This window comes from Paracoccus sp. MKU1 (assembly GCF_001447385.1).
Lineage (GTDB): Bacteria > Pseudomonadota > Alphaproteobacteria > Rhodobacterales > Rhodobacteraceae > Paracoccus.
Genome location: NZ_LLWQ01000205.1, coordinates 41,045 through 60,446, shown reverse-complemented (window position 1 = coordinate 60,446; position 19,402 = coordinate 41,045). Strand labels below are relative to the sequence as shown.

At 64.7% G+C, this 19,402-nt stretch carries 20 protein-coding genes; 15 read left to right on the top strand and 5 right to left on the bottom strand.

The window, feature by feature from the left end; all coding sequences use genetic code 11:
* Nucleotides 1-9: 9 nt before the first annotated feature.
* The gene (gene ftsH / locus AQY21_RS20125) at nucleotides 10-1,842 is read right to left on the bottom strand and encodes an ATP-dependent zinc metalloprotease FtsH (RefSeq protein WP_058099372.1); all 1,833 of its coding nucleotides are present in this window, start codon (nucleotides 1,840-1,842) and stop codon (nucleotides 10-12) included.
* 187 nt (nucleotides 1,843-2,029) lie between these two features.
* On the opposite strand from ftsH, the gene AQY21_RS20120 reads away from it, so the two are divergent.
* From AQY21_RS20120 to bioB, 8 genes are all read left to right on the top strand, one after another.
* A complete protein-coding gene (locus tag AQY21_RS20120; protein WP_058099371.1) occupies nucleotides 2,030-2,965 on the top strand; it encodes a zinc metalloprotease HtpX in 936 nt (311 codons plus the stop codon).
* A 265-nt stretch (nucleotides 2,966-3,230) separates the two neighbouring features.
* Nucleotides 3,231-3,659: an Hsp20/alpha crystallin family protein gene (locus AQY21_RS20115; protein ID WP_058099370.1), complete on the top strand. Its 429-nt coding sequence runs from the start codon at nucleotides 3,231-3,233 to the stop codon at nucleotides 3,657-3,659.
* 15 nt (nucleotides 3,660-3,674) lie between these two features.
* A complete protein-coding gene (locus tag AQY21_RS20110) occupies nucleotides 3,675-4,073 on the top strand; it encodes an Hsp20/alpha crystallin family protein (protein WP_058099369.1) in 399 nt (132 codons plus the stop codon).
* A gap of 40 nt (nucleotides 4,074-4,113) precedes the next feature.
* Complete coding sequence (locus AQY21_RS20105) at nucleotides 4,114-4,605, top strand: Hsp20/alpha crystallin family protein (protein WP_028092946.1); 492 nt, start codon at nucleotides 4,114-4,116, stop codon at nucleotides 4,603-4,605.
* A gap of 207 nt (nucleotides 4,606-4,812) precedes the next feature.
* A complete protein-coding gene (locus AQY21_RS29895; RefSeq protein WP_238986844.1) occupies nucleotides 4,813-5,178 on the top strand; it encodes a LysE family translocator in 366 nt (121 codons plus the stop codon).
* A gap of 807 nt (nucleotides 5,179-5,985) precedes the next feature.
* Nucleotides 5,986-6,654 carry a GntR family transcriptional regulator gene (locus AQY21_RS20095; RefSeq protein ID WP_058099368.1) on the top strand — a complete coding sequence of 223 codons (669 nt, stop codon included), beginning with the start codon at nucleotides 5,986-5,988 and terminating at the stop codon, nucleotides 6,652-6,654.
* A gap of 84 nt (nucleotides 6,655-6,738) precedes the next feature.
* A complete protein-coding gene (locus tag AQY21_RS20090; protein ID WP_058099367.1) occupies nucleotides 6,739-7,296 on the top strand; it encodes a biotin transporter BioY in 558 nt (185 codons plus the stop codon).
* Nucleotides 7,293-8,267: a biotin synthase BioB gene (bioB, locus tag AQY21_RS20085; protein ID WP_058099366.1), complete on the top strand. Its 975-nt coding sequence runs from the start codon at nucleotides 7,293-7,295 to the stop codon at nucleotides 8,265-8,267. Before AQY21_RS20090 ends, bioB begins: the two co-directional genes overlap by 4 nt.
* A 2-nt stretch (nucleotides 8,268-8,269) precedes the next feature.
* Here bioB and AQY21_RS20080 read toward each other — a convergent pair whose 3' ends face one another.
* Nucleotides 8,270-9,682, bottom strand: coding sequence for a PLP-dependent aminotransferase family protein (locus AQY21_RS20080; protein ID WP_058099365.1), 1,413 nt, complete (start codon nucleotides 9,680-9,682; stop codon nucleotides 8,270-8,272).
* A 93-nt stretch (nucleotides 9,683-9,775) separates the two neighbouring features.
* Here AQY21_RS20080 and AQY21_RS20075 point away from each other — a divergent pair, with 93 nt between their 5' ends.
* Genes AQY21_RS20075 through pdxY form a run of 3 tightly spaced genes read left to right on the top strand, consistent with a single transcriptional unit; the run spans nucleotide 9,776 to nucleotide 11,993 of the window.
* Nucleotides 9,776-10,471 (top strand): glutamine amidotransferase, encoded by a 696-nt coding sequence (locus tag AQY21_RS20075; protein ID WP_058099364.1) that lies wholly within the window; start codon nucleotides 9,776-9,778, stop codon nucleotides 10,469-10,471.
* Entirely contained in the window at nucleotides 10,468-11,148 is a 681-nt protein-coding gene (locus AQY21_RS20070) for an MOSC domain-containing protein (RefSeq protein WP_058099363.1), read from the top strand. Before AQY21_RS20075 ends, AQY21_RS20070 begins: the two co-directional genes overlap by 4 nt.
* On the top strand, nucleotides 11,145-11,993 hold the full coding sequence (pdxY, locus tag AQY21_RS20065) for a pyridoxal kinase (protein WP_058099362.1): 849 nt from the start codon (nucleotides 11,145-11,147) through the stop codon (nucleotides 11,991-11,993). Before AQY21_RS20070 ends, pdxY begins: the two co-directional genes overlap by 4 nt.
* A 301-nt stretch (nucleotides 11,994-12,294) precedes the next feature.
* Here the strand turns inward: pdxY and AQY21_RS20060 are convergent, their stop codons facing one another.
* Nucleotides 12,295-13,014: an SDR family oxidoreductase gene (locus AQY21_RS20060; protein WP_058099361.1), complete on the bottom strand. Its 720-nt coding sequence runs from the start codon at nucleotides 13,012-13,014 to the stop codon at nucleotides 12,295-12,297.
* A gap of 65 nt (nucleotides 13,015-13,079) precedes the next feature.
* Between AQY21_RS20060 and AQY21_RS20055 the strand changes: the two genes are divergently transcribed.
* Both AQY21_RS20055 and AQY21_RS20050 read left to right on the top strand, forming a co-directional pair.
* Nucleotides 13,080-13,757: a TetR/AcrR family transcriptional regulator gene (locus AQY21_RS20055; protein ID WP_058099360.1), complete on the top strand. Its 678-nt coding sequence runs from the start codon at nucleotides 13,080-13,082 to the stop codon at nucleotides 13,755-13,757.
* 173 nt (nucleotides 13,758-13,930) lie between these two features.
* Nucleotides 13,931-14,563: a tyrosine-type recombinase/integrase gene (locus tag AQY21_RS20050; RefSeq protein ID WP_058099359.1), complete on the top strand. Its 633-nt coding sequence runs from the start codon at nucleotides 13,931-13,933 to the stop codon at nucleotides 14,561-14,563.
* 140 nt (nucleotides 14,564-14,703) lie between these two features.
* Here AQY21_RS20050 and AQY21_RS20045 read toward each other — a convergent pair whose 3' ends face one another.
* Both AQY21_RS20045 and AQY21_RS20040 read right to left on the bottom strand, forming a co-directional pair.
* Nucleotides 14,704-15,603, bottom strand: a complete 900-nt coding sequence (locus AQY21_RS20045) for a substrate-binding domain-containing protein (RefSeq protein WP_203416587.1) — start codon at nucleotides 15,601-15,603, stop codon at nucleotides 14,704-14,706.
* A 107-nt stretch (nucleotides 15,604-15,710) separates the two neighbouring features.
* On the bottom strand, nucleotides 15,711-17,081 hold the full coding sequence (locus AQY21_RS20040; RefSeq protein WP_082658189.1) for an ROK family protein: 1,371 nt from the start codon (nucleotides 17,079-17,081) through the stop codon (nucleotides 15,711-15,713).
* Between the two features lie 223 nt (nucleotides 17,082-17,304).
* On the opposite strand from AQY21_RS20040, the gene AQY21_RS20035 reads away from it, so the two are divergent.
* Both AQY21_RS20035 and AQY21_RS20030 read left to right on the top strand, forming a co-directional pair.
* Nucleotides 17,305-18,126 (top strand): sugar phosphate isomerase/epimerase, encoded by an 822-nt coding sequence (locus tag AQY21_RS20035; protein ID WP_058099357.1) that lies wholly within the window; start codon nucleotides 17,305-17,307, stop codon nucleotides 18,124-18,126.
* A gap of 106 nt (nucleotides 18,127-18,232) precedes the next feature.
* Entirely contained in the window at nucleotides 18,233-19,303 is a 1,071-nt protein-coding gene (locus AQY21_RS20030) for a substrate-binding domain-containing protein (protein ID WP_203416585.1), read from the top strand.
* Nucleotides 19,304-19,402: the final 99 nt, after the last annotated feature.

Genomic DNA, 19,402 nt, shown 5'->3' with positions numbered 1-19,402 from the left:
TCTCCGTGTTCAGGCCGCCTCGACCTCCTGAGTGCGGACCTTTTCTGCGATGGCCCGAAGGTCCGGCTCGTCCAGCGTCTCGCGGTCGAGCAGATCTCGGGACGTTTCCTCCAGCAGCGCCCGGTTCGCGTCGAGAAGCGCGACCGTACGCGCGAAGATGTCGTCGATGATCGCCTTGACAGCGGTATCCATCCGCTCGGCCACAGCCTCGCTGTGGCGGCGGTTGAGCCAGGGCGATTGATCCCCCGTGCCAAGGAAGCCGGGCCGCTCGGTGTCATAGCTGACATGGCCCAGATCGGGGTCCATGCCGTAGCGCGCGACCATGGCCCTGGCGATGTCGGTTGCCTTCACCAGGTCGTCGGCGGCACCGGTCGAAAGGTGATCGTATATGACCTTCTCGGCCGCACGCCCGCCCAGAAGAACGGCGATCTTGTTCTCCAGTTCCTCGCGGGTCATCAGGAAGCGGTCTTCGGTCGGGCGCTGGATCGTATAGCCGAGCGCACCGATCCCGCGCGGGATGATCGAGACCTTGTGCACCGGATCGACCCCCGGCAGCGCCATCGCGACCAGCGCATGCCCCATTTCGTGATGCGCCACGATTTCCCGCTCGCGCGCGTTCAGAACACGATTGCGCTTTTCCAACCCGGCGACGATACGCTCTACCGCGTTGTTGAAGTCTTCCATGGTCACCGCATCGGCCTTTCGGCGGGTTGCCAATAGCGCCGCCTCATTGACCAGATTTGCCAGGTCCGCTCCGGAAAAGCCCGGGGTCAGCGCGGCGACCTTATCGGCATCCACGTCCGGTGCGAGCGTCACCTTCTTCATGTGTACCTCGAGGATCTGGATGCGGCCCTTCTTGTCGGGCTTGTCCACCAGCACCTGCCGGTCGAAGCGCCCGGCCCTGAGCAGCGCCGGGTCGAGGATTTCCGGCCGGTTGGTGGCCGCCAGCAGCACGATCCCCGACGACGGGTCGAACCCGTCCAGCTCAGTGAGAAGCTGGTTCAGCGTCTGTTCGCGCTCGTCATGCCCGCCGGCCATCTGACCGGAGGAGCGGGCGCGGCCGAGCGCGTCGAGCTCGTCGATGAAGATGATCGCCGGTGCGTTCTTGCGGGCCTGCTCGAACAGGTCGCGCACCCTTGCGGCACCGACGCCCACGAACATCTCGACGAATTCCGAGCCCGAGATCGAGAAGAAGGTCACGCCCGCCTCGCCCGCCACGGCCCGCGCCAGAAGCGTCTTGCCGGTACCCGGCGGGCCGACCAGCAGGATGCCTTTCGGGATCCGGGCGCCGAGCTTGCCGTATTCCTCGGGCGTCTTCAGGAAATCGACCACTTCCTCCAGCTCGGCCTTGGCCTCGTCGACCCCGGCCACATCGGCAAAGCTGACGCCGGTTTCCTTCTCCATGTAGACCTTGGCCTTGCTCTTGCCGACCTGCAGGAAACCCCCAAAACCCTGACGCTCGGCGAACTTGCGAAAGACGAACATCCAGAGACCGAAGAAGACCACCGCAGGCACCACCCAGGAGAGAAGCGCCCCGATCCAGGTGTTTTGTGGAACGCCGGTGATCTCGACATCCGCGTCGTCCAGCCGTTCAAGAATTGCGGGATCGACGATCGTGGTGACGAAGCCAGAGCGGCCGTCGATGGGAGTTTCGAAGGTGCCGGTGATCGTATCGGACCCGACCGCAACCGAAGCGATGTCGCCGTCGGCCAGATACTGTTCGAATTGGCTATAGCTGATCGGCGCGATGCTGCGGTAGCTGGCGATCAGATCCTGAATAAAGATCACCGCAAAAAATGCGACGATCCAGTACCAGATGTTAAATTCGGTTCTCTTTTCCATCCCTTTCTCTCCTCGGCGCCAACCCGTAGAGATGTTGCTGATTTATCACACCCGGCCAGATTGGTATTGCTTGAGCCGAGTTCAAGAGGGATCCGACATGAAGATCGAAGCTGGCAATGATGCCCAAAATTCTTACATCCCGTGGCGTGCCACTTCCCGTTAGCCGCGAGTGAAATCTATTGCGATCATGACTGCGACGCCGCGCCACCAATTCCTGAACCTGCTCCAATCCATCCTGCTTTTGGCGGGTATGGCGGTTATCGCCTGGTTAATCGTTTCGGCGGTTGCGGGACAGGGCTTGGCGATTTCGATCGTCATCGGATCCTTGCTGGGATTGCTGCTGTCACCCGGCATCCCGAAACGCCTTTTGCTGAACGCCTACGGCGCACGCAGGCTCAGCGGGCGGGAATTTCCAGAGGGCATGGCGATACTGGCCGAACTCGCACGCCGCGCCGGGCTGCCGCGTGTACCGGAACTCTACTATGTACCGAGCCAGATGCCGAACGCCTTCGCTATGGGCTCTCCGGATGAAAGCGCCGTCTGCGTCAGCGATGGTCTTCTTCGATTGATGAACCAGCGCGAACTGGCCGGGGTTCTGGCGCACGAGGTCGCTCACATCGCCAACCGCGATCTCTGGATCATGGGTCTGGCCGACGCGATGTCGCGCGCAGTGTCGCTCGCGTCCTGGGTTGGGCAACTCATCCTGCTGCTGAACCTGCCGCTCATCCTGGCCGGCGCGGCTTATGTGCCCTGGCAGGTACCACTTGTCCTGATCTTTTCACCCACGATCATGGCCCTTCTTCAGCTCGCGCTGTCGCGGGCCCGGGAATACGATGCCGACAGAGGCGGCGCCGAGCTGACCGGCGATCCCGATGGCCTCGCTTCGGCCCTCCTCAAGCTGGAACGCCGCGTCGGGCGGGTCTGGGAAGAGATGTTCCTGCCCGGTCGCCGCATCCCCGAACCCTCGCTCCTGCGCACGCACCCGCCCACCGCCGATCGAATCCGGCGGCTGCGCGCACTTTCCGGACCCTGCCGACCGGTCCCACCGTCCGTTCCCCTGAACGCACCGCGGGCTGTGCGCATTTCCACGCCGCGTTACGGGCCTTGGGGCGTCTATCGATGAGAACATTTTTTGCGCCCGGGTCTTGAAGTTGCAATTAGGCAACACTTTATCCGCAGCGGAACGCCCAGTTGGGGTTTCACGGATACGCGACAGGTTCGGCTGATTCAGCGGACCGCCTGACGTTCGCCTGAGAGGAACGCATGGCAGACGCGAACGCACCAGACCGCCGCCGAAATGGCGAACCTTGAAGCATGTCCGTTCTCCGCGGGCGTTCAGTGGCGTGGAGACAAATCCACGCCGTCAACTGAAACGACGGAGGCGAAACATGCTCTATCCCACCTACACACGTCGCAGCGATCCGTTTGCGGTGATGCGCTCGATGCTGCGCGATTTTGAGAGGACCTCTCCTGGCCGCGCGACCCAGCCCGTTTTTCCCGCCGTGAACGTCTGGCAGGGCGACGAGGCAGTCGCGATCACTGCAGAACTCCCTGGCGTTGACCCGGCCGACATCGACATTTCCGTGAAGGAGAATGTCCTGACGCTCTCTGGCGAGCGCAAGGCGCCCGGCGTGCCGGAAGGCGCCCGCTGGCACCGCAACGAACGCGGCTTTGGCAAGTTCGCACGGTCGGTTCGGCTGCCCTTCGTGGCCGCGGAGGACAAGGTCGAAGCGCGGATGACCAACGGTGTACTGCGCATCGTGATCGGCCGCCCCGAAGAGGACAAGCCGCGGAAAATCGAGATCAAGGCTGCGTAAGAGGAGGACCGATCCATGACCAACGATGTGACACATACTGCCGATAAGACCCCGGCCGAGACACCGGAAACCACCACCGGCAGTCGTATCTACAGGCCGCTGACCGACATCGTCGAAACGACTGACGGGGTGACGCTGATGCTCGAGATGCCGGGCGTCGCCGCCGAAGACGTGGATATCACGCTCGAAAAGCGCGTGTTGACGATCCGAGGTAAGGTCCATGCCACGCAGCCCGAGAAGCTGCAATTGGCCTATGCCGAATATGGCGAGGGCGATTTCGAGCGAGCCTTCACCATGTCCGACGACTTCGACCCCGACAAGATCGGCGCGCAGGTCTCGAACGGTGTGCTGACCCTAACGTTGCCGCGCGCAGCGGAAGCCCAACCCAAAAAGATCACGGTAACGGCTTCGTAAACCCGACATGTCGCACCCAGAAGAAGAAAGGAGAACTCACATGCAGATCAAGGACCTGATCCCCTGGGCGCGGAAGGATCATGCGCCCGACCCGAAAAGTGATGACCAGAACCCCATCGCCACCCTTCAACGCGACATGAACCGTGTGTTCGAAGGCTTCTGGAACCGCGTCGGCGATTTCGACTGGCCCTGGGGAGGCGGCGAGGCGAAATCCGACGTGGTCGAGACCGAAGATCACGTGGAGGTATCGATCGAACTGCCCGGGATGGAAATGAAGGACATCGAGGTCACCGTGACCGACGACATGCTGACCATCAAGGGCGAGAAGAAGATCGAGCGGCAGGAGGAGAAGAAGGGCTATTATCTCTCCGAACGCAGCTATGGCGCGATCTATCGCACGATTCCGCTACCGCCGGGAGTCGACGGTGAGAAGGCCGATGCCAGCTTCAAGAACGGCGTGCTGACGATCAAGCTGCCGCAGACCCCGGAGGCGCAGGCCAAGGTCAAGCGCATCGAGGTGAAGAACGCCTGATGCCAAATGTCGTGCCGGCGGCACGGCGCCGCCGGCACGACGCCCTACCTTCTATTCCTCCAAGGCGATGCGTCGGAGCCTCAAAATTGGCCGAGCGGTCAACGCTCTGCCAGCAGAGGGCTCACGCGAGGCTGAGAACTTCTCAATCGCGCATGCCCATGGAAGCCTGAACCATTTCCATACGGTGCAGGATGAGGAACGCACAGTATGGAACTTACCACAATAGGAGCTTTGGCGCTCTACGCCTTTGTTATGTCGATTACGCCGGGACCGAACAACATGCTGCTCGCGAACGCAGGGCTGGTGTTTGGCTTCCGGAGCACCATACCGCAGATCGTTGGCATTCCGGCCGGTGTGATCGCCCAGATCCTACTCGTGGCCGCCGGTCTCAGCAGCATTTTCGCACAGTTTCCCAGTATCCAGTTGGCACTCAAGGTGGTTGGGACGTTCTATCTGCTCTGGCTCGCCCTGAAGCTCTGGAAAGCAGATGCGCTGGCGCAATCGCCCAATGCCACCCCGATCTCGTTTTCTCAGGCGCTGCTGTTCCAGTTATCAATCCGAAATCGTGGCTGATCGCGCTCACTGCGGTCTCGGCATTTCTGCAGCCCGAGAAGGCGGTCCTTCCCCAATTGCTGATTACTTGCTTGGCCTTCGCATTAATCGGCACCCCGTGCATGGCCGTCTGGTCTGCCATGGGATCCGCCTTGCGGCGTCACCTCTCGAGTCCGACCAGCCTCAGACGCGCAAACCGAACCCTAGCGGCGCTCGCATCGGCAACAAGCCTCATGTTCTGGCTCTGAAGGTGGACAAGGCACGCCAAGCGCATTCGATGCCTGATCTGGAGATCTGGCTGTCGTATTTTCGGCTTGCGGGGTTCTGGCTTATGGCAGGGCTCCTCCTCATTCCAGTTCTCGCAGCGGCGATGTCTCTTAGTCAGGAGCCCGACGTCGATGGCAGGCCATCTCAGGTGGTATTGCTGGCATTGGCCGCGCCACTTGGGGTTGTGCCGGTCCTCCTGCATTGGAAGTACGGACGACGGAGAGGCCCGATACTGACATTCACGGCGCAGGGCATCCTCATGAACGCCATAGATCCCGAGGCGATCATCCCATGGAGAGATATCGACGTCAGAGCAAGTTGGCACGTTCTCGGGGGCTGGCGGACGATCCTGACCTTCCGATGTGTCGGCCGACCTCCGAAAGAGGGAAGACGTGTCGGACCCGCTGATCTTTACGAATTGCGACTTCCCAACATTTCAACCAAAGGCTGCCTGAGCCTGCAGAGGCTTGCCAGGTCCTACAAGACAGCGACGATGACAGAAGAGCCGCAAAGCCCACCTTAACTGTCGACGGGCGGCGCAGCATGAATTATCTATAATTCATGAAACACGCCCCTGAAGAGACCCAGTCCGCCCGCATCGCCCGCGTCCTTGCCGACCGTATCATCTCGGGCGAGATTCCGCCCGGCGCGCGCCTCCGGCAGGACCATGTCGCTGCCGAGTTCGGCGCGAGCCATGTCCCAGTGCGCGAGGCCTTCCGCGAGTTGCAGACCCAGGGTCTGGCAGAGAGCGAACCGAGGCGCGGCTTTCGCGTCACCGAATTCGACGTGGCCGAACTGCGCGAGGTGGCCGAGATGCGCTCCAGCCTCGAAAGGCTCGCCCTGCGCCACGCCGCGCCCAATATGACACGCGCTATTCTACAGGAAGCAGAAGAGGTTACACGCCACGGCGACAGTGCCAGTACCGTCCGTGACTGGGAGGCAGCGAACCGCCATTTTCACCGGCTCATCTTGTCCCCCTGCCGGATGCCGCGTCTGCTGCGAACCATCGACGACCTGCAGGCCGCCAGCGCCCGCTTCCTCTTCGCCGCATGGCGGCGCGACTGGGAGGCACGGACCGATCACGATCACCGCGCCATTCTCGACGCGCTGCGCAAGGGGCAGACCGACCTTGCCTGCGCCACGCTCGCGCGCCATGTCGGCTGGATCGGCAAGCGTAAGACCGCCGTGAAAAATGCTGATTTGCGAGAGACTTACGAGATTCCTGGATAATTATCTATAAACTTAATTGCCAATACCACGCAAAGCCCTCGTAATTATAGATAGAATCGATGCCTATCTTCGGAGGACAGACCCATGGCATTTCTCACCCCCACTCTGACCCGTCCCGCAGCGCTCGGACGCAGCCTCGCGCTGGCGCTCGGCGGCGCGGCGCTGATCACGCTCGGCGCCAAGATCCAGATCCCGTTCTGGCCGGTGCCGATGACGCTGCACACCCTGGCTGTGTTCTTCCTCGCCGCCACGCTCGGGCCGAGGATCGGCTTTGCGGCAATGGCGACCTATCTGGCGGCGGGCGCCCTGGGAATTCCGGTCTTCTCGGGCACGCCGGAACGCGGAATCGGGCTGGCTTATATGGTCGGGCCGACCGGCGGTTATCTTGCGGGCTACCTGCTGGGCGCGGGCCTGACCGGCTGGCTGGCGCAGGGGCGCGGGTTGATCGGGCGCTTCCTGGCGATGCTGGCGAGCCTCGCCGTGGTCTATGCCCTCGGCCTCGCCTGGCTGGCGCTCTATGTCCCGGCGCAGGGGCTGCTGGCCGCGGGTCTCACGCCCTTCCTTCTCGGCGATCTGGTCAAGCTGGCTTTGGCCTCGGGCCTCATCGCGGCCATCGCCCGCCTCCGGACCCGCGCGGCATGATCCGCAGCGACTGGACCATGGCGGAGGCCAGGGCGATCCATGCCCTGCCCTTCGCCGACCTGATGCTTCGCGCCCAGACCCTGCACCGCACGCATTTCGACTCCAACGCGATCGAAACCGCGAGCCTGCTCAGCATCAAAACCGGCGGCTGCCCCGAGGATTGCGGCTATTGCTCGCAATCGGCCCATCACGAGACCGGGGTGAAGGCCACCAAGCTCATGGGAGCCGAGGAGGTTCTGGCCGCCGCACAGCGCGCCAAGGCCTCCGGCGCGCAGAGGTTCTGCATGGGGGCCGCCTGGCGCAGCCCCAAGGACCGCGACATGGACAAGCTCTGCGACATGGTGCGGGGCGTGTCCGAGCTGGGGCTGGAAACCTGCATGACGCTGGGGATGCTGTCGCCCGAACAGGTCGCGCGGCTGAAGGCGGCGGGCCTGGATTTCTACAACCACAACATCGACACCTCGCCCGAGTATTACGCGCAGATCGCCACCACCCGCACGATGGCGGATCGCCTCGACACGGTCGAACAAGTGCGCAAGGGTGGTATCAAGGTCTGCTGCGGCGGCATCCTTGGGATGGGTGAGGCCGAGGAGGATCGCATCGCCATGCTGGTGACGCTGGCGACCCTGCCCGCGCATCCCGACAGCGTGCCAGTAAACCTGTGGAACGAGATCGAGGGCGTGCCAGAGCAGGCGCGCGCGCAGGCCGTCGATCCCTTCGCGCTGGTGCGGATCGTGGCGCTGGCCCGCATCCTGATGCCGGCCTCGGTGGTGCGCCTGTCGGCGGGGCGCACGGGGATGAGCGACGAGCTGCAGGCGCTTTGCTTCCTTGCCGGGGCGAATTCGATCTTCGTCGGCGACCAGCTGCTGACCACCGGCAACCCGGCGGCCTGGAAGGATCAGGATCTGCTGACCCGTCTGGGCATGCATATCGCCCCTGCGCAGGCCCGGCGCGCGGTCGCGGCGGAATAGGCTCAGCCGGGAACGCTTCGGGCGAGGATCTCCACCGCCCGGGCGATCTGCCCCTCGTCCAGCGCCGCATAGCCCAGACGGAAGGCCTGCGGCGCCGGGCCCTCCAACGCAAAGCGCGTGCCCGGCAGCAGCGCCAGCCCCGCTTGCCCAGCGGCTTCGGCCCAGGCCTCCGCGGACCTCCCCTCGCAACGCAGCCACAGCGCGAGCCCCCCGGCGGGCAGATCGAATGTCGCCCGCCCGGCCAGATGCTTCCTCAGCAGCCCCGCCAAGAGATCGCGCCGCGCCCGGTAGACCCGCCGAGCCTTGCGGGCGTGGCGGCCCAGATCGCCGTCGCGGATCAGCTCCGCCAGCGCCGCCTCCAGCGGCGCGTCGCCCTGCCGGTCGATGGCGGCGCGCGCCTCGGCCATGCGGGTCAACAACGGCTCGGGCGCCAGCGCATAGCCCAGACGGATACCCGGTGAGAGCAGCTTGGACAGCGAGCCCACGTAGATCAGCGGCAGGTCTTCGGGCGCGCGGGCGGCCAGTGGAAGCACCGGGCGGCCCTCGAACCGATACTCGTGGTCGTAATCGTCCTCGATCAGCGTGACCCCATGGCGTTGCGCCAGCTCCAGCAGTTGCAACCGCCGCGCCGCGCCCATGGTCACCGTGGTCGGGTACTGGTGATGCGGCGTGACATAGACCGCCCGGATGCGCGGATTGTGAGCCAATGCCGCCTCCAGCGCGTCGATCCTGAGGCCGCCGCCATCCACCGGCACGCCCCGCACCTTTGCCCCCGCCGCGCGGAACGCCTCCCAGGCCAGCGGATAGCCCGGCTCCTCCACCGCGATGACCTCGCCCGGAGACAGCGCCGCCCGCACGGCCAGGAACAGCGCCATCTGGCTGCCCCGCGCGATCAGCAGCCGCGACGGGTCCGCCACCACGCCCCGGTCCGTGGCGAGATAGGCCGCCAGTGCCTCGCGCAGCGAGGACGTGCCGCGCGCATCGCCGTAATCCGCCCCGGCGCGAAAGGCGGGCGACAGCAGCGCCCGGCGAAAGGCCCGGGCCAGCGCCTTGTCGGGCACCAGCTTGGGGTCCGGCGCACCGTCGGTGAACGCGAGCCCCGCGCGTGGCGCCACCGGGTCCATCGGTGCGGGCGCGGGTCTGCGGGCCAGCATCCCCTGAGGCAGATCCTGCGCCACGAAGGTGCCCCGCGCCGGTTCGGCCTGCAGCCAGCCCTGGGTCAGCAGCTCCTGATAGGCGGCATCCACCGTGTTGCGATGCACCCCCAGCTCGCGCGCCAGCGCCCGCGTGCCGGGCAGCCGCGCTCCGGGCCGCAGGCGCCCGCGGGTGATATCGCGGGTGATCGCCTCGGCAATCGCGAGGAAGAGCGGGCCGCCATGGCCCGGCTCGATCTCGAGGGTAAGAGGCTCGCGCATGTGGGAAACCGGCCTATCTAAATCATTCATACTGGCACTTTTGCATAGGCCAGTGTTTTGCCACAGAGGCGAAAAATGCAAGAGGCTCCGACGATGAAATCCGCCCTGATCCTGCGCCACCTGGCCTTTGAATACCTCGGGTCCTTTGCCCCGGTTCTGAGGGACGCCGGCTATCAGCTCCAAGACATTGAGGCGGCTGTGGACCCACTGCCCGATCCGCTGGAACCGGACCTGGTCGTGGTGCTGGGTGGCCCGATCGGCGTGAATGACGGCGCCGCCTATCCTTGCATGACAGAGGAGCGGAACTGGCTGGCCATGAGGCTGGCGGCGGATCGCCCGACCCTCGGCATTTGCCTCGGCGCACAGCTCATGGCCGCGGCCCTCGGAGCCCGTGTCGCGCCCATTGCCGAGAAGGAGATCGGCTTCGCGCCCCTGACCCTAACCGCGCCTGGCTGGGCCGGCCCGCTTGCCCACCTCTCGGACATCCCGGTACTGCACTGGCATGGCGAGGGCTTCGACCTGCCCGCCGGAACCGAGCGCCTAGCCGCGACCCCCGGCTGCGAAACACAGGGCTTCGCCCGGGGCCGCAATATTCTCGGCCTGCAATTCCACCCCGAGGCCGGGATGCTGCCGGATTTCGAACGCTGGCTGATCGGCCATAGCGCCGAACTGGCGCAAGCGGGGATTGCCCCGGAGGCGCTCCGGCAGGACGCCAGGGCACATGGCCCGGCCCTGCGGACCGCCGGTCAGGCCATGCTGAAACAATGGCTGCGGGGGTTGGATGAATGAGGCCCGCCACGCTCCTGACAGGTCGCGCCGCTCCCCTGCCCGGATGCGACACGCTGAGCGGGATCGGCAAGACGGCGGTTACCCACCCGCTGAGGCTTGGCCCCGAGGGGTTCGAAGGCGACGAACAGGTCGACCGGCGCGTACATGGCGGCGTCGAGAAGGCCGTGCATCATTATCCGCTCGATCATTACAGCGACTGGCGCGCGGAACTCGGCGACCTTCAGGCGCTGACCGCTCCCGGCGGGTTCGGCGAGAATATCTCGACCGCCGGGCTCACCGAAGCGGAGGTCGCCGTCGGCGATACATTCCGGCTGGGCGGCGCGCTGATCCAGGTCTCGCAGGGGCGCCAGCCCTGCTGGAAGCTCAACCACCGCTTCGGCGTGCCCGACATGGCGCGGCGCGTGCAGCAGACCGGGCGCACGGGATGGTATTACCGGGTGCTCCAGACCGGCACAGTCGCGCCCGGCGACCGGCTGGAGCTGATCGACCGCCTGGCACCGGACTGGACTTTGCGACGGCTCTGGCACGCTCTCTATGTGGACCGGATGAACCTGGTCGAACTAGAAGGCATCGCTGAGCTCGATGTCCTGGCCGAGGGCTGGCGCAAATACGCGGTCCGCAGGCTGGAAAGCCGCCGGGTCGAGGACTGGAGTGCAAGACTGGACGGCAAGGCATGACCCCTCCCCCCTTCGTGATCTCGATCCAGAGCCAGGTGGTCTTCGGCCATGTCGGCAATTCCGCGGCGCTCTTCCCGATGCAGGCGGCAGGCCTCGAGGTGGCGGCGATCCCCACCGTGGTCTTCTCGAATACACCCAATTACCCGACCCTGCGCGGCCGCGCCCTGCCGCCCGAATTCTTCTCCGACCTGCTGCAAGGCGCGCGCGAACGCGGCTTGCCCGAGCGGGCGGATTATATCCTCACCGGATATATCGGCTCGCTCGACGTGGCCGAGATGGTGGCGGATTTCGTGGCCGAGGCGAAGGCCGCGAACCCGAGCCTGCGCTACATCTGCGACCCGGTGATGGGCGACACCGGTCCCGGCCTCTATGTCCCCGAAGCCATCGCTGGCGTAATGCGCGACCGGTTGCTGCCGATGGCCGACATCGCCACGCCGAACCCCTTCGAACTCGCCTGGCTCACCGGGCAGCAGATCCGCACTCTGGCGGATCTTCAGGCCGCGCGCGAGGCGCTGCACATCGCGCCCGAAGCGCATCTGATCGCCACCGGCTGCGTGCTCGACGACACCGGCCCCGGGCAACTAGAGACGGTGCTCTTGGGTCCCGAAGACCTCAGCCGCCACCCGACCAAGCGCCTGCCGATCTCCCTGCCCGGCACCGGCGATCTCTTCGCTGGGCTTGTGGTCGCGGGCATCGGGCGGGGCCTTGCCCTGCCCCGCGCCATCGAGACCGCCCAGACCCTAACCGCCCGCGCCCTCAGCCACGCCGAGGCGCTTGGTGCGGGCGAGGTGGTGCTAAGCGAGCCGGAATTTCGTCGCGCGCTGCTTTCGCTTGGGTCCGGCTGAGGCCGGGTGACGCGGACATCGTGGCCTGATCAGTCTGCGCTTAGAGTCACCTGACCTGACCCGTTCAGGGTGCGAACGGACTGCCAAAATCCGTATGAAACCCGGTGCGAATTTGTTCAAGGCAAGGAAGATGCTGCACGCTTGAATATCTCCGCCTCCGGCCCTTACCTGCCAGTCGGCGCCTGCGGCTACTGCAATGCAGCATTCCCGAAAGCTGACGCTTAGGCTTGATGCGGCCTGAGCACGCCGCCACCGTCGGCTATGCGGGACGAAGCAGTAACTCCGCCCCGTCCCACTCCCATTACCACGGCGATCTTCCGTCCGGCTCTACAAAGCCACCGCTGCTTTTAGCGTTCAGCGCATATTCCGCCGGAAGCCTCGCGCCTTCTTCGGGGGTCATCGTGCCATAGCCGGTCAGGTCGGTTTTCACGAAACCGGGGCTGATCGAGTTCACTTTGATCTTCGTGCCCCGCAACTCTTCATGCAGCTGGATCGTCAACATGTTCAGTGCCGCCTTCGAGGCGTTGTAACCGATGAACTGCTGTGAATAGTAGGGCGAGGTGGGATCGGCGTTCATCGTCAGCGACCCAAGCGCGCTCGATAGGTTCACGATCCGCGCTTCAGGCGCGGCGCGCAGCAACGGGAGCATCGCTTGCGTGACAGCCAGTGCGCCGATGAAGTTGACCTCCATCACGCGCCGCACGGCGTCTATTGAGGCTTTGCTGGGTGTCGCGTCAGCAAAATCGAAGATGCCCGCGTTGTTGACCAGAATATCCAGACGGCCGTAATCGGCAGCGATGGCTTCGGCCGTGTCGGCAATGGTCTCTGGCCTGTCGAGGTCCAGCAAAACCGCCTTTGCGGTCAGCCCATCCCGCGCCAGAACGGCGGCGGCCTCGTCTCCACGTGCTTTGTCACGGCTGCCAATCAGCACATGAACACCGGCTTGCGCCAGCTTGCGGGATATCTCCAACCCGATGCCCTTGTTGGCGCCGGTCACGAGCGCAATGCGGTTCTCTGCCATTTTTGTGTTCCCTTCATAGCTCTGCGAACAATATATGAAGGAGTTTTCAGGTTTTGGATTCGCATATGCCACCCCAAGTATCGCAATGGTCCAAGCCCCGTAAAACACCCGTGCAACGCCGCTCGCGCGTGACCGTGGACGCGATTTTCGAGGCGACCATTCAGGTTTTGCTGGCCGAGGGTCTGGCGCGCCTCACGACAACGCGCGTGTCCGAGCGCGCGGGCGTATCGGTCGGGACGATGTATCAGTATTTCCCGAACAAGCAGGCGCTGATCATCGCGTTGAACGAGCGTTACCTCAACACCTTGGCAGAACGTGTTGAAGGAACCTGCTCCCTCATGGCGGGCCAACCCGCATCAAAAATGGTCTCTGCGCTGATTGAGACCTATTGGACCACCAAGACCGAGCGGGCCGATCTGACGCAAGCCCTTTATCGTTCAGTTGCGGCGCTCGACAACAGTGAGTTGATGCAGGCTTTCGCAACGCGGGTCGATGCAGCAACGACGAAGATGTTTCGTCAGGCTTCGGATCTGCCGCCGGAGCATGCCGCAGAGATCAACCTGACCCTGACCACCGTGGTCTACGGAGCCGTGCGCAACGCCTTTGAGCGCCAGCTGGGCATGGAACAAATTACGGCGCTGAAGGCCAGCCTGACCGATATGTGTTGTGCCTGGCTGATCAGCTTCCAGCATCGGATACAAATGACCGCAAAGGACTCTTTGCGCCAACGCACGCTACAGTAGGTGCGATCCGCATTGGCATGACGGACCTCGTCGGCCATTTGTCGCGAGCAGGCGTTCGCACCTGCATCCATGCGCACTCAGGCCGACGATGCCCGTCTTGGCACGAAACGTGATACAGTCTCGTGGTCGGCATGACCGAAGAAGGGTGGGGCCGGTGGACTGGAGGTAGTCCCATGCCCGTTGATTTTCTTCCTATCCTTCGTCCCGTCCGTGCGCCTTGGAACAAGGGACGTATTGTTGGCCAGAAACGCCCGCTTCTACCCCGGCATGTCTGGTCCATACGCGTTCGCCTCGAGATGGCAGGCAATTTACGTGACCTAGCGCTGTTCAACATGGCCGTGGACAGCAAGTTGCGTGGTTGCGATCTCGTCAGTCTCAGGGTCCGGGATGTATTCGCTGCTGGGCGTGTCAAGGAACGAGCGTCGATGATCCAGAGCAAGACCGCGAAGCCGGTCCGGTTCGAAATCACCGAGACGACGCGGCTGTCTCTCGAGCGCTGGATCCACGACCCCGAAATGATCGGCCTGGAGTTCCTTTGGCCCAGCCGAATCCATGGCAGTCCGCATCTGTCGACGCGACAGTATGCCCGGATCGTCCGGGGATGGGTTGTATCGGTCGGACTGGAGCCTAGCGCCTACGGTACACATTCGATGCGGCGAACCAAGGTGGCGCAGATCTACAAGAAGACCGGAAACCTACGGGCGGTCCAGCTGCTGCTTGGCCATACGAAGATGGACAGCACGGTGCGCTATCTCGGTGTCGACATCGAGGATGCTTTGACGCTCTCTGAGGGGATCGACCTTTAGAAAACTAATCCGACCGGCGCATTCCGCGCTGGTCGGCCCAAAGCGGACGGTCGCGGCGATATGTCGATGGACAGTCGTAATGGAACTTTGGCGGATTCAAATCCGCCGGTGAGCCTGTCGCATCGCTTCCATGCCGGCCTTCATTTGCCGCGTGACAGGCCCAGCACGCGGAGCACTTCGCGCGGGGCCGGTTGCCGCCAGATCGTCTGGAAACTTTCGACCACGTTGTCCCGTGTGACGCCAATGCCGGGTAGGGCGATCCAGGCGGGAACGGGGCGACCGAGAAGGCACAGGATCACGGTCTGTGCGGCTGTGATCCCTTGGAGGAAAGGCTGCTGGGCTGCGATGCAGCAGAAGGAATTGCCCGTTGCGAGGGCGATGGCTGCGGCCTCTCCGAGGTCCACGGTTGCCATGGACATCGTTGCGCCGCGTTCTGCAAGGCGGGTGGCTGCGGCAAGGGCAGGCGTGTCCCAAACGACGAATAGCCCGGCCAGATCGGGGTTTGCCGACAGAAGGTCATCCGCGGCTGCGGCTGAGTCCTCGATCCGCGCGAAGCGGTGGATGCGCGGTGTGATGTCGGGGCGGTTCACCTGAAGCCATTTGGTGAAGGCGATCTCGCGTTCGTTCGTGGCGAAGAAATCGGCGGCGAAGCCGAGGACGCCGACTTTCGCCCGGTCGGGGATGCGGGGAGAAAGTCCGGCGGCCGCGATCTTGCCCAGACCGAAGTTGTCCGAAGACACCAGCGCCGTGTAGTCCTTGCCCGGCAACAGGCCGGTGGGCGCGTTGTCCAGCAGGACCAGCTTTACTCCCGCCTCGGACACCCGGCGGTGCGCGGCGGCGACCTGTTCATTCGCCACGGGAAGGGAGATGATCGCATCGGGGCGTTGCGAGATCAGCCGGTCAAGTTCGGCCACCTGCATGTCGGGGGAAAAGGCGCAATCCACGACATCGATCACCGCCGCGCCGCAATCGCCGAAGATACCCATCATGCCGGCAAGTTGCTGCTTGGCCCAGTCGCTTTCCAAGGTGTGCAGGACCACGGCAACGCGCCATCCGGCCGCCTTGGCGGCGGTGCGGTCGTCGGGCAGCAGGCTGACCCGTTCGGGCGGGGCGGCGCGTTCGCCATGCGGGCCGAGGCCGGATATCGTCATCTCGGAAGCTCCTGTCCGGTCCGCGCCCTTGGCGGCGGAGGGGGCGGTGCGGTTTGCGAAAGCCGATCCTGCAGGGCGGCGAAGGCCGGATGGGCAAGCGGGCTACCCTGCATCACCCATTCCTTCAGGAAACTCGGCGCGAACAGCTGTTCCGAGGCCACGCGGGCCGCGCCGACAAGTCCGGCCGAACTGCCCATCTGCGACCGGATGATCCGCAGGTCGCGCGTGACGAAGGGATGCGATGCGCCATAGACCGCCTCGCGCAGCGCGGCGAGGAGGATGTCGTTCGTCTGCACGATGGACCCCGACAGCACGATCAGTTCCGGGTTCAACGCATTGGCCAGCGTCGCCACGACCTGACCGATCAGGTGGCCCGCCTCGGTCAGGATCGCGACCGAGGCGGGATCGCCGATCTGTGCGGCTTGCGAGACTTCGATGGCCGTGATCTCGCCACCGCGGCGCTGGATGTCGGCCAGCATGGGGCTTCGCCCGTCCTGTGCCGCCGATAGACCTTCGCGCTGGATCATGCCCGATCCTGCGAGGGCATCGAGAGGGCCGCTTTGCCCGCCTGAGGTGACTGGAAGCGATCCGATCAGGCCTGCCGCGCCATGCGCGCCACGATACAGCTGGCCGTCGCAGACGATGCCCGCGCCGATGCGGCGGCCGACCTTCAGGAAAAGCATACTGCGCGTGCCGATCGCCGCGCCTGCGTGCAGCTCGCCCATCGTCATCGTCTCGACGCTGGACCGCATCCAGACCGGCACGCCGAAATCGCGGGTCAGCGTTTCGACGAGCGGAAACCCTTCCCATGCGGGCAGGACCGGAGGGGTGGTCGTCAGGAAGTCACCCTCCGTCGCGCCCTGAACGGCCCCGGGGACGGAGAGGGAGATGCCCCATATGCCGCCCTGCGGTGCATGACGCTCCATCGACCAGCGGAAGAGTGCTGTCAGACGCTCGGCCAGTTCGGCGGGCGGGGCGGTCAGGTCAGCGGCTTCGTGATGTTCGGTCAGGACTGTGCCGGAAAGGTCGGCCACACCCACCCCGATCGCGGTTTGGTCCAGCGTGGCGACAAGGATCGCGGCGCGTCGCGCGGCAAAGCGCACCAGTCGCGGCGCTCGGCCGCCCGTGGCGGTGCCGAGTTCGCTTTCGTCCACCAGTCCCAGATCGCCCAGCATCGTCAGGCGATCCGCCACCACGGCGCGGCCGAATTCGCTTTGGCGTTCCAGTTCCTGCCGCGTGTTCGCCGCCCCCGTGCGGACGAGGTTCAGGAGTTCGACCAGCGATGGCGCAGCGGTTTCCACCGTGCGCGGCCGCCCCTTGCCGCGGGGGCGGGGCGATTCGGTCAGGTCCTGGGCGGTCAGGGGCAAAATCGCGTCCTTGCAGGGTTTCAGAAGGGATAAAGGGCGTCCTTCTGCCGTTCAAGAAAAAACTTATGCTGTAAAAATGCAGAAGTAGTCTGACATAAGCAGATTTATTATTGACCAAAGCGGAATCGAGGCCTAACGAATGTAGCACGGTCAGAGGAGGCCGGCAGGAAAGCAGGCAAGGCGGGCCATCCCGCAGCGCCTGCGGCACGGGGAGGGGATACCGATGACAGCGTGGAAGCTGGCCTATCACGCCAATTGCTGGGGGGGGCTCGGGGGCGATGCCGTGGGCGTCACCTCGATCACGCAACTGGCCTACCGCACCTTCGGCGATATGGACCGCGCCTGCGCCGACATCGCTGCCGCTGGTTATGCCGGGGTGGAGCTGTTCGACGGCAACCTGCTGGACTTCAGCGCCGCCGAGATGCGCAAGCTTCTGGCCGACAACGGGCTGGAACTGGTCGCCACCTATGCGGGCGGGAACTTCATCTTCGACGACATTCTGCCGGAGGAACTGGCCCGCGTGACGCGCGCCGCCGACCGTGCCGCCGAACTGGGCGCGCCGCATCTGGTGGTGGGCGGCGGGGCCAAGCGTTTCGACGGCACGCGCGAGCCGGATTATCACAAGCTGGGCGCAGCCCTCGACCGCGTGAAGGCGCTGGCCGAGGCGCGGGGGTTGCGGGCGCATTACCACCCGCACTTGTCGACCATCGTCGAAGGGCCGGGCGAAGTGGCCAAGATCTTCGACCTGACCGCCATCGATTTCTGCCCCGACACGGCGCATCTGGCCGCAGCCGGTGGTGATCCGGCGCAACTGATCCGCGACCACGCGAAGCGGATTTCCTACATCCACCTCAAGGGCTTCCGGCGTGAACCCTTTGCCTTCACCCCGCTTGACCGCGGCGATGTGCCGACGGGGCCGATCCTGAAGGCGATGCGGGATGTGGGCTTTGCTGGCTGGGTCTGCACCGAACTCGACTCTTGGCGTGACCCCGCCGAAGGGGCGCGGCTGAGCATGGACTACCTGAACCGGGCAATCGCCGGCTGAACGCCCTGCCCACCACACGGGGGCAACCCCGACACTTCTCTGGGAGGAAGAAGTTATGATGACCAGACGCAGCCTCATGGGCTCGGCGACCGCGCTTGCGCTTTTGATGGGGATCGCCGCCCCGGCCTTTGCGGATCCGGACGCGGCGCTTGCCAAGTTGCAGGAAACCGTCCTGTCCAAGGGACCGAGCGGTGAAGACCCCTCGCCCGCCTCGGATGTCGTGCTCAGCGATGAAGAGCTGGCCAAGATCAAGGAGATGGGCGCCACCGCTGCCATCGTGATGCATTACGCCGGCAACGACTGGAGCCAGGCGCAGATCAACGGCCTGCAGACCCAGTTCGCCGCGATGGGGATCAAAGTGATCTCCGTGACCGATGCGGGCTTCAAGCCCGAAAAGCAGGTCAGCGACCTTGAAACCATCATGGCGCAGTCGCCCGACATCATCGTGTCGATCCCGACCGACCCCACCGCCACCGCCGCCGCCTACCGCGCCGCGCATGAGGCCGGGGCCAAGCTCGTGTTCATGGACAACGTCCCGACGGGCTTCGTTCCGGGCACCGACTATGTCTCGGTCGTCTCGGCCGACAACTACGGCAATGGCGTCGCCGCAGCCCATCTGATGGCCAAGGCGCTTGGCCCTGACGGGGGCGAAATCGGGCTCGTGTTCCACGCCGCGGACTTCTTCGTAACGAAGCAGCGCTATGACGCGTTCAAGGCGACGATCGCCAGCGACTACCCGAACATCAAGATCGTGGAAGAACAGGGGATCGGCGGGCCGGACTTCTCGGGCGATGCGGAGAAGGCGGCGGGCGCGATGCTGACCGCGAACCCGAACATCAAGGGCATCTGGGCGGTCTGGGACGTTCCGGCCGAAGGCGTGATGGCCGCCGCCCGCGCCAATGGCCGCGATCATCTGATCATCACCACCGTCGACCTTGGCGAAAACGTCGCCATCAGCATGGCGCAGGGCGGCTTCATGAAGGGCCTTGGCGCACAGCGTCCCTATGACGCCGGCGTGGTCGAGGCGAAGCTGGCAGGCTACGCCCTGCTCGACAAGGATGCGCCCGACTTCGTGGCCCTGCCTGCGCTGCCCGTCAGCAAGGACAACCTGCTCGACGCGTGGAAGCAGGTCTACTCGACCGAAGCGACCGACAACATCAAGGCCTCGATGCAGTGACCGAACACGCGCGGGGTGTCCCTATCACCCCGCGCGCCTGCCGGGCCTTTACTGGGGGCGTTGCTCCCCGCCCGTGAAGGCCCGGCCCTTCCCAACTTC

What these genes read in the sequence shown, in the direction of transcription:
- AQY21_RS20115 (WP_058099370.1), top strand. Translation starts at nt 3,231, where the DNA reads ATGCTCTATCCCACCTACACACGTCGCAGCGATCCGTTTGCGGTGATG.
- pdxY (WP_058099362.1), top strand. Translation starts at nt 11,145, where the DNA reads ATGACCCCTCCCCCCTTCGTGATCTCGATCCAGAGCCAGGTGGTCTTC.
- AQY21_RS20080 (WP_058099365.1), bottom strand. Translation starts at nt 9,682, where the DNA reads ATGCGCGAGCCTCTTACCCTCGAGATCGAGCCGGGCCATGGCGGCCCG.
- AQY21_RS20055 (WP_058099360.1), top strand. Translation starts at nt 13,080, where the DNA reads ATGCCACCCCAAGTATCGCAATGGTCCAAGCCCCGTAAAACACCCGTG.
- AQY21_RS20050 (WP_058099359.1), top strand. Translation starts at nt 13,931, where the DNA reads ATGCCCGTTGATTTTCTTCCTATCCTTCGTCCCGTCCGTGCGCCTTGG.
- AQY21_RS20075 (WP_058099364.1), top strand. Translation starts at nt 9,776, where the DNA reads ATGAAATCCGCCCTGATCCTGCGCCACCTGGCCTTTGAATACCTCGGG.
- AQY21_RS20035 (WP_058099357.1), top strand. Translation starts at nt 17,305, where the DNA reads ATGACAGCGTGGAAGCTGGCCTATCACGCCAATTGCTGGGGGGGGCTC.
- AQY21_RS20070 (WP_058099363.1), top strand. Translation starts at nt 10,468, where the DNA reads ATGAGGCCCGCCACGCTCCTGACAGGTCGCGCCGCTCCCCTGCCCGGA.
- AQY21_RS29895 (WP_238986844.1), top strand. Translation starts at nt 4,813, where the DNA reads ATGGAACTTACCACAATAGGAGCTTTGGCGCTCTACGCCTTTGTTATG.
- bioB (WP_058099366.1), top strand. Translation starts at nt 7,293, where the DNA reads ATGATCCGCAGCGACTGGACCATGGCGGAGGCCAGGGCGATCCATGCC.
- ftsH (WP_058099372.1), bottom strand. Translation starts at nt 1,842, where the DNA reads ATGGAAAAGAGAACCGAATTTAACATCTGGTACTGGATCGTCGCATTT.
- AQY21_RS20120 (WP_058099371.1), top strand. Translation starts at nt 2,030, where the DNA reads ATGACTGCGACGCCGCGCCACCAATTCCTGAACCTGCTCCAATCCATC.
- AQY21_RS20030 (WP_203416585.1), top strand. Translation starts at nt 18,233, where the DNA reads ATGGGGATCGCCGCCCCGGCCTTTGCGGATCCGGACGCGGCGCTTGCC.
- AQY21_RS20110 (WP_058099369.1), top strand. Translation starts at nt 3,675, where the DNA reads ATGACCAACGATGTGACACATACTGCCGATAAGACCCCGGCCGAGACA.
- AQY21_RS20095 (WP_058099368.1), top strand. Translation starts at nt 5,986, where the DNA reads ATGAAACACGCCCCTGAAGAGACCCAGTCCGCCCGCATCGCCCGCGTC.
- AQY21_RS20090 (WP_058099367.1), top strand. Translation starts at nt 6,739, where the DNA reads ATGGCATTTCTCACCCCCACTCTGACCCGTCCCGCAGCGCTCGGACGC.
- AQY21_RS20060 (WP_058099361.1), bottom strand. Translation starts at nt 13,014, where the DNA reads ATGGCAGAGAACCGCATTGCGCTCGTGACCGGCGCCAACAAGGGCATC.
- AQY21_RS20105 (WP_028092946.1), top strand. Translation starts at nt 4,114, where the DNA reads ATGCAGATCAAGGACCTGATCCCCTGGGCGCGGAAGGATCATGCGCCC.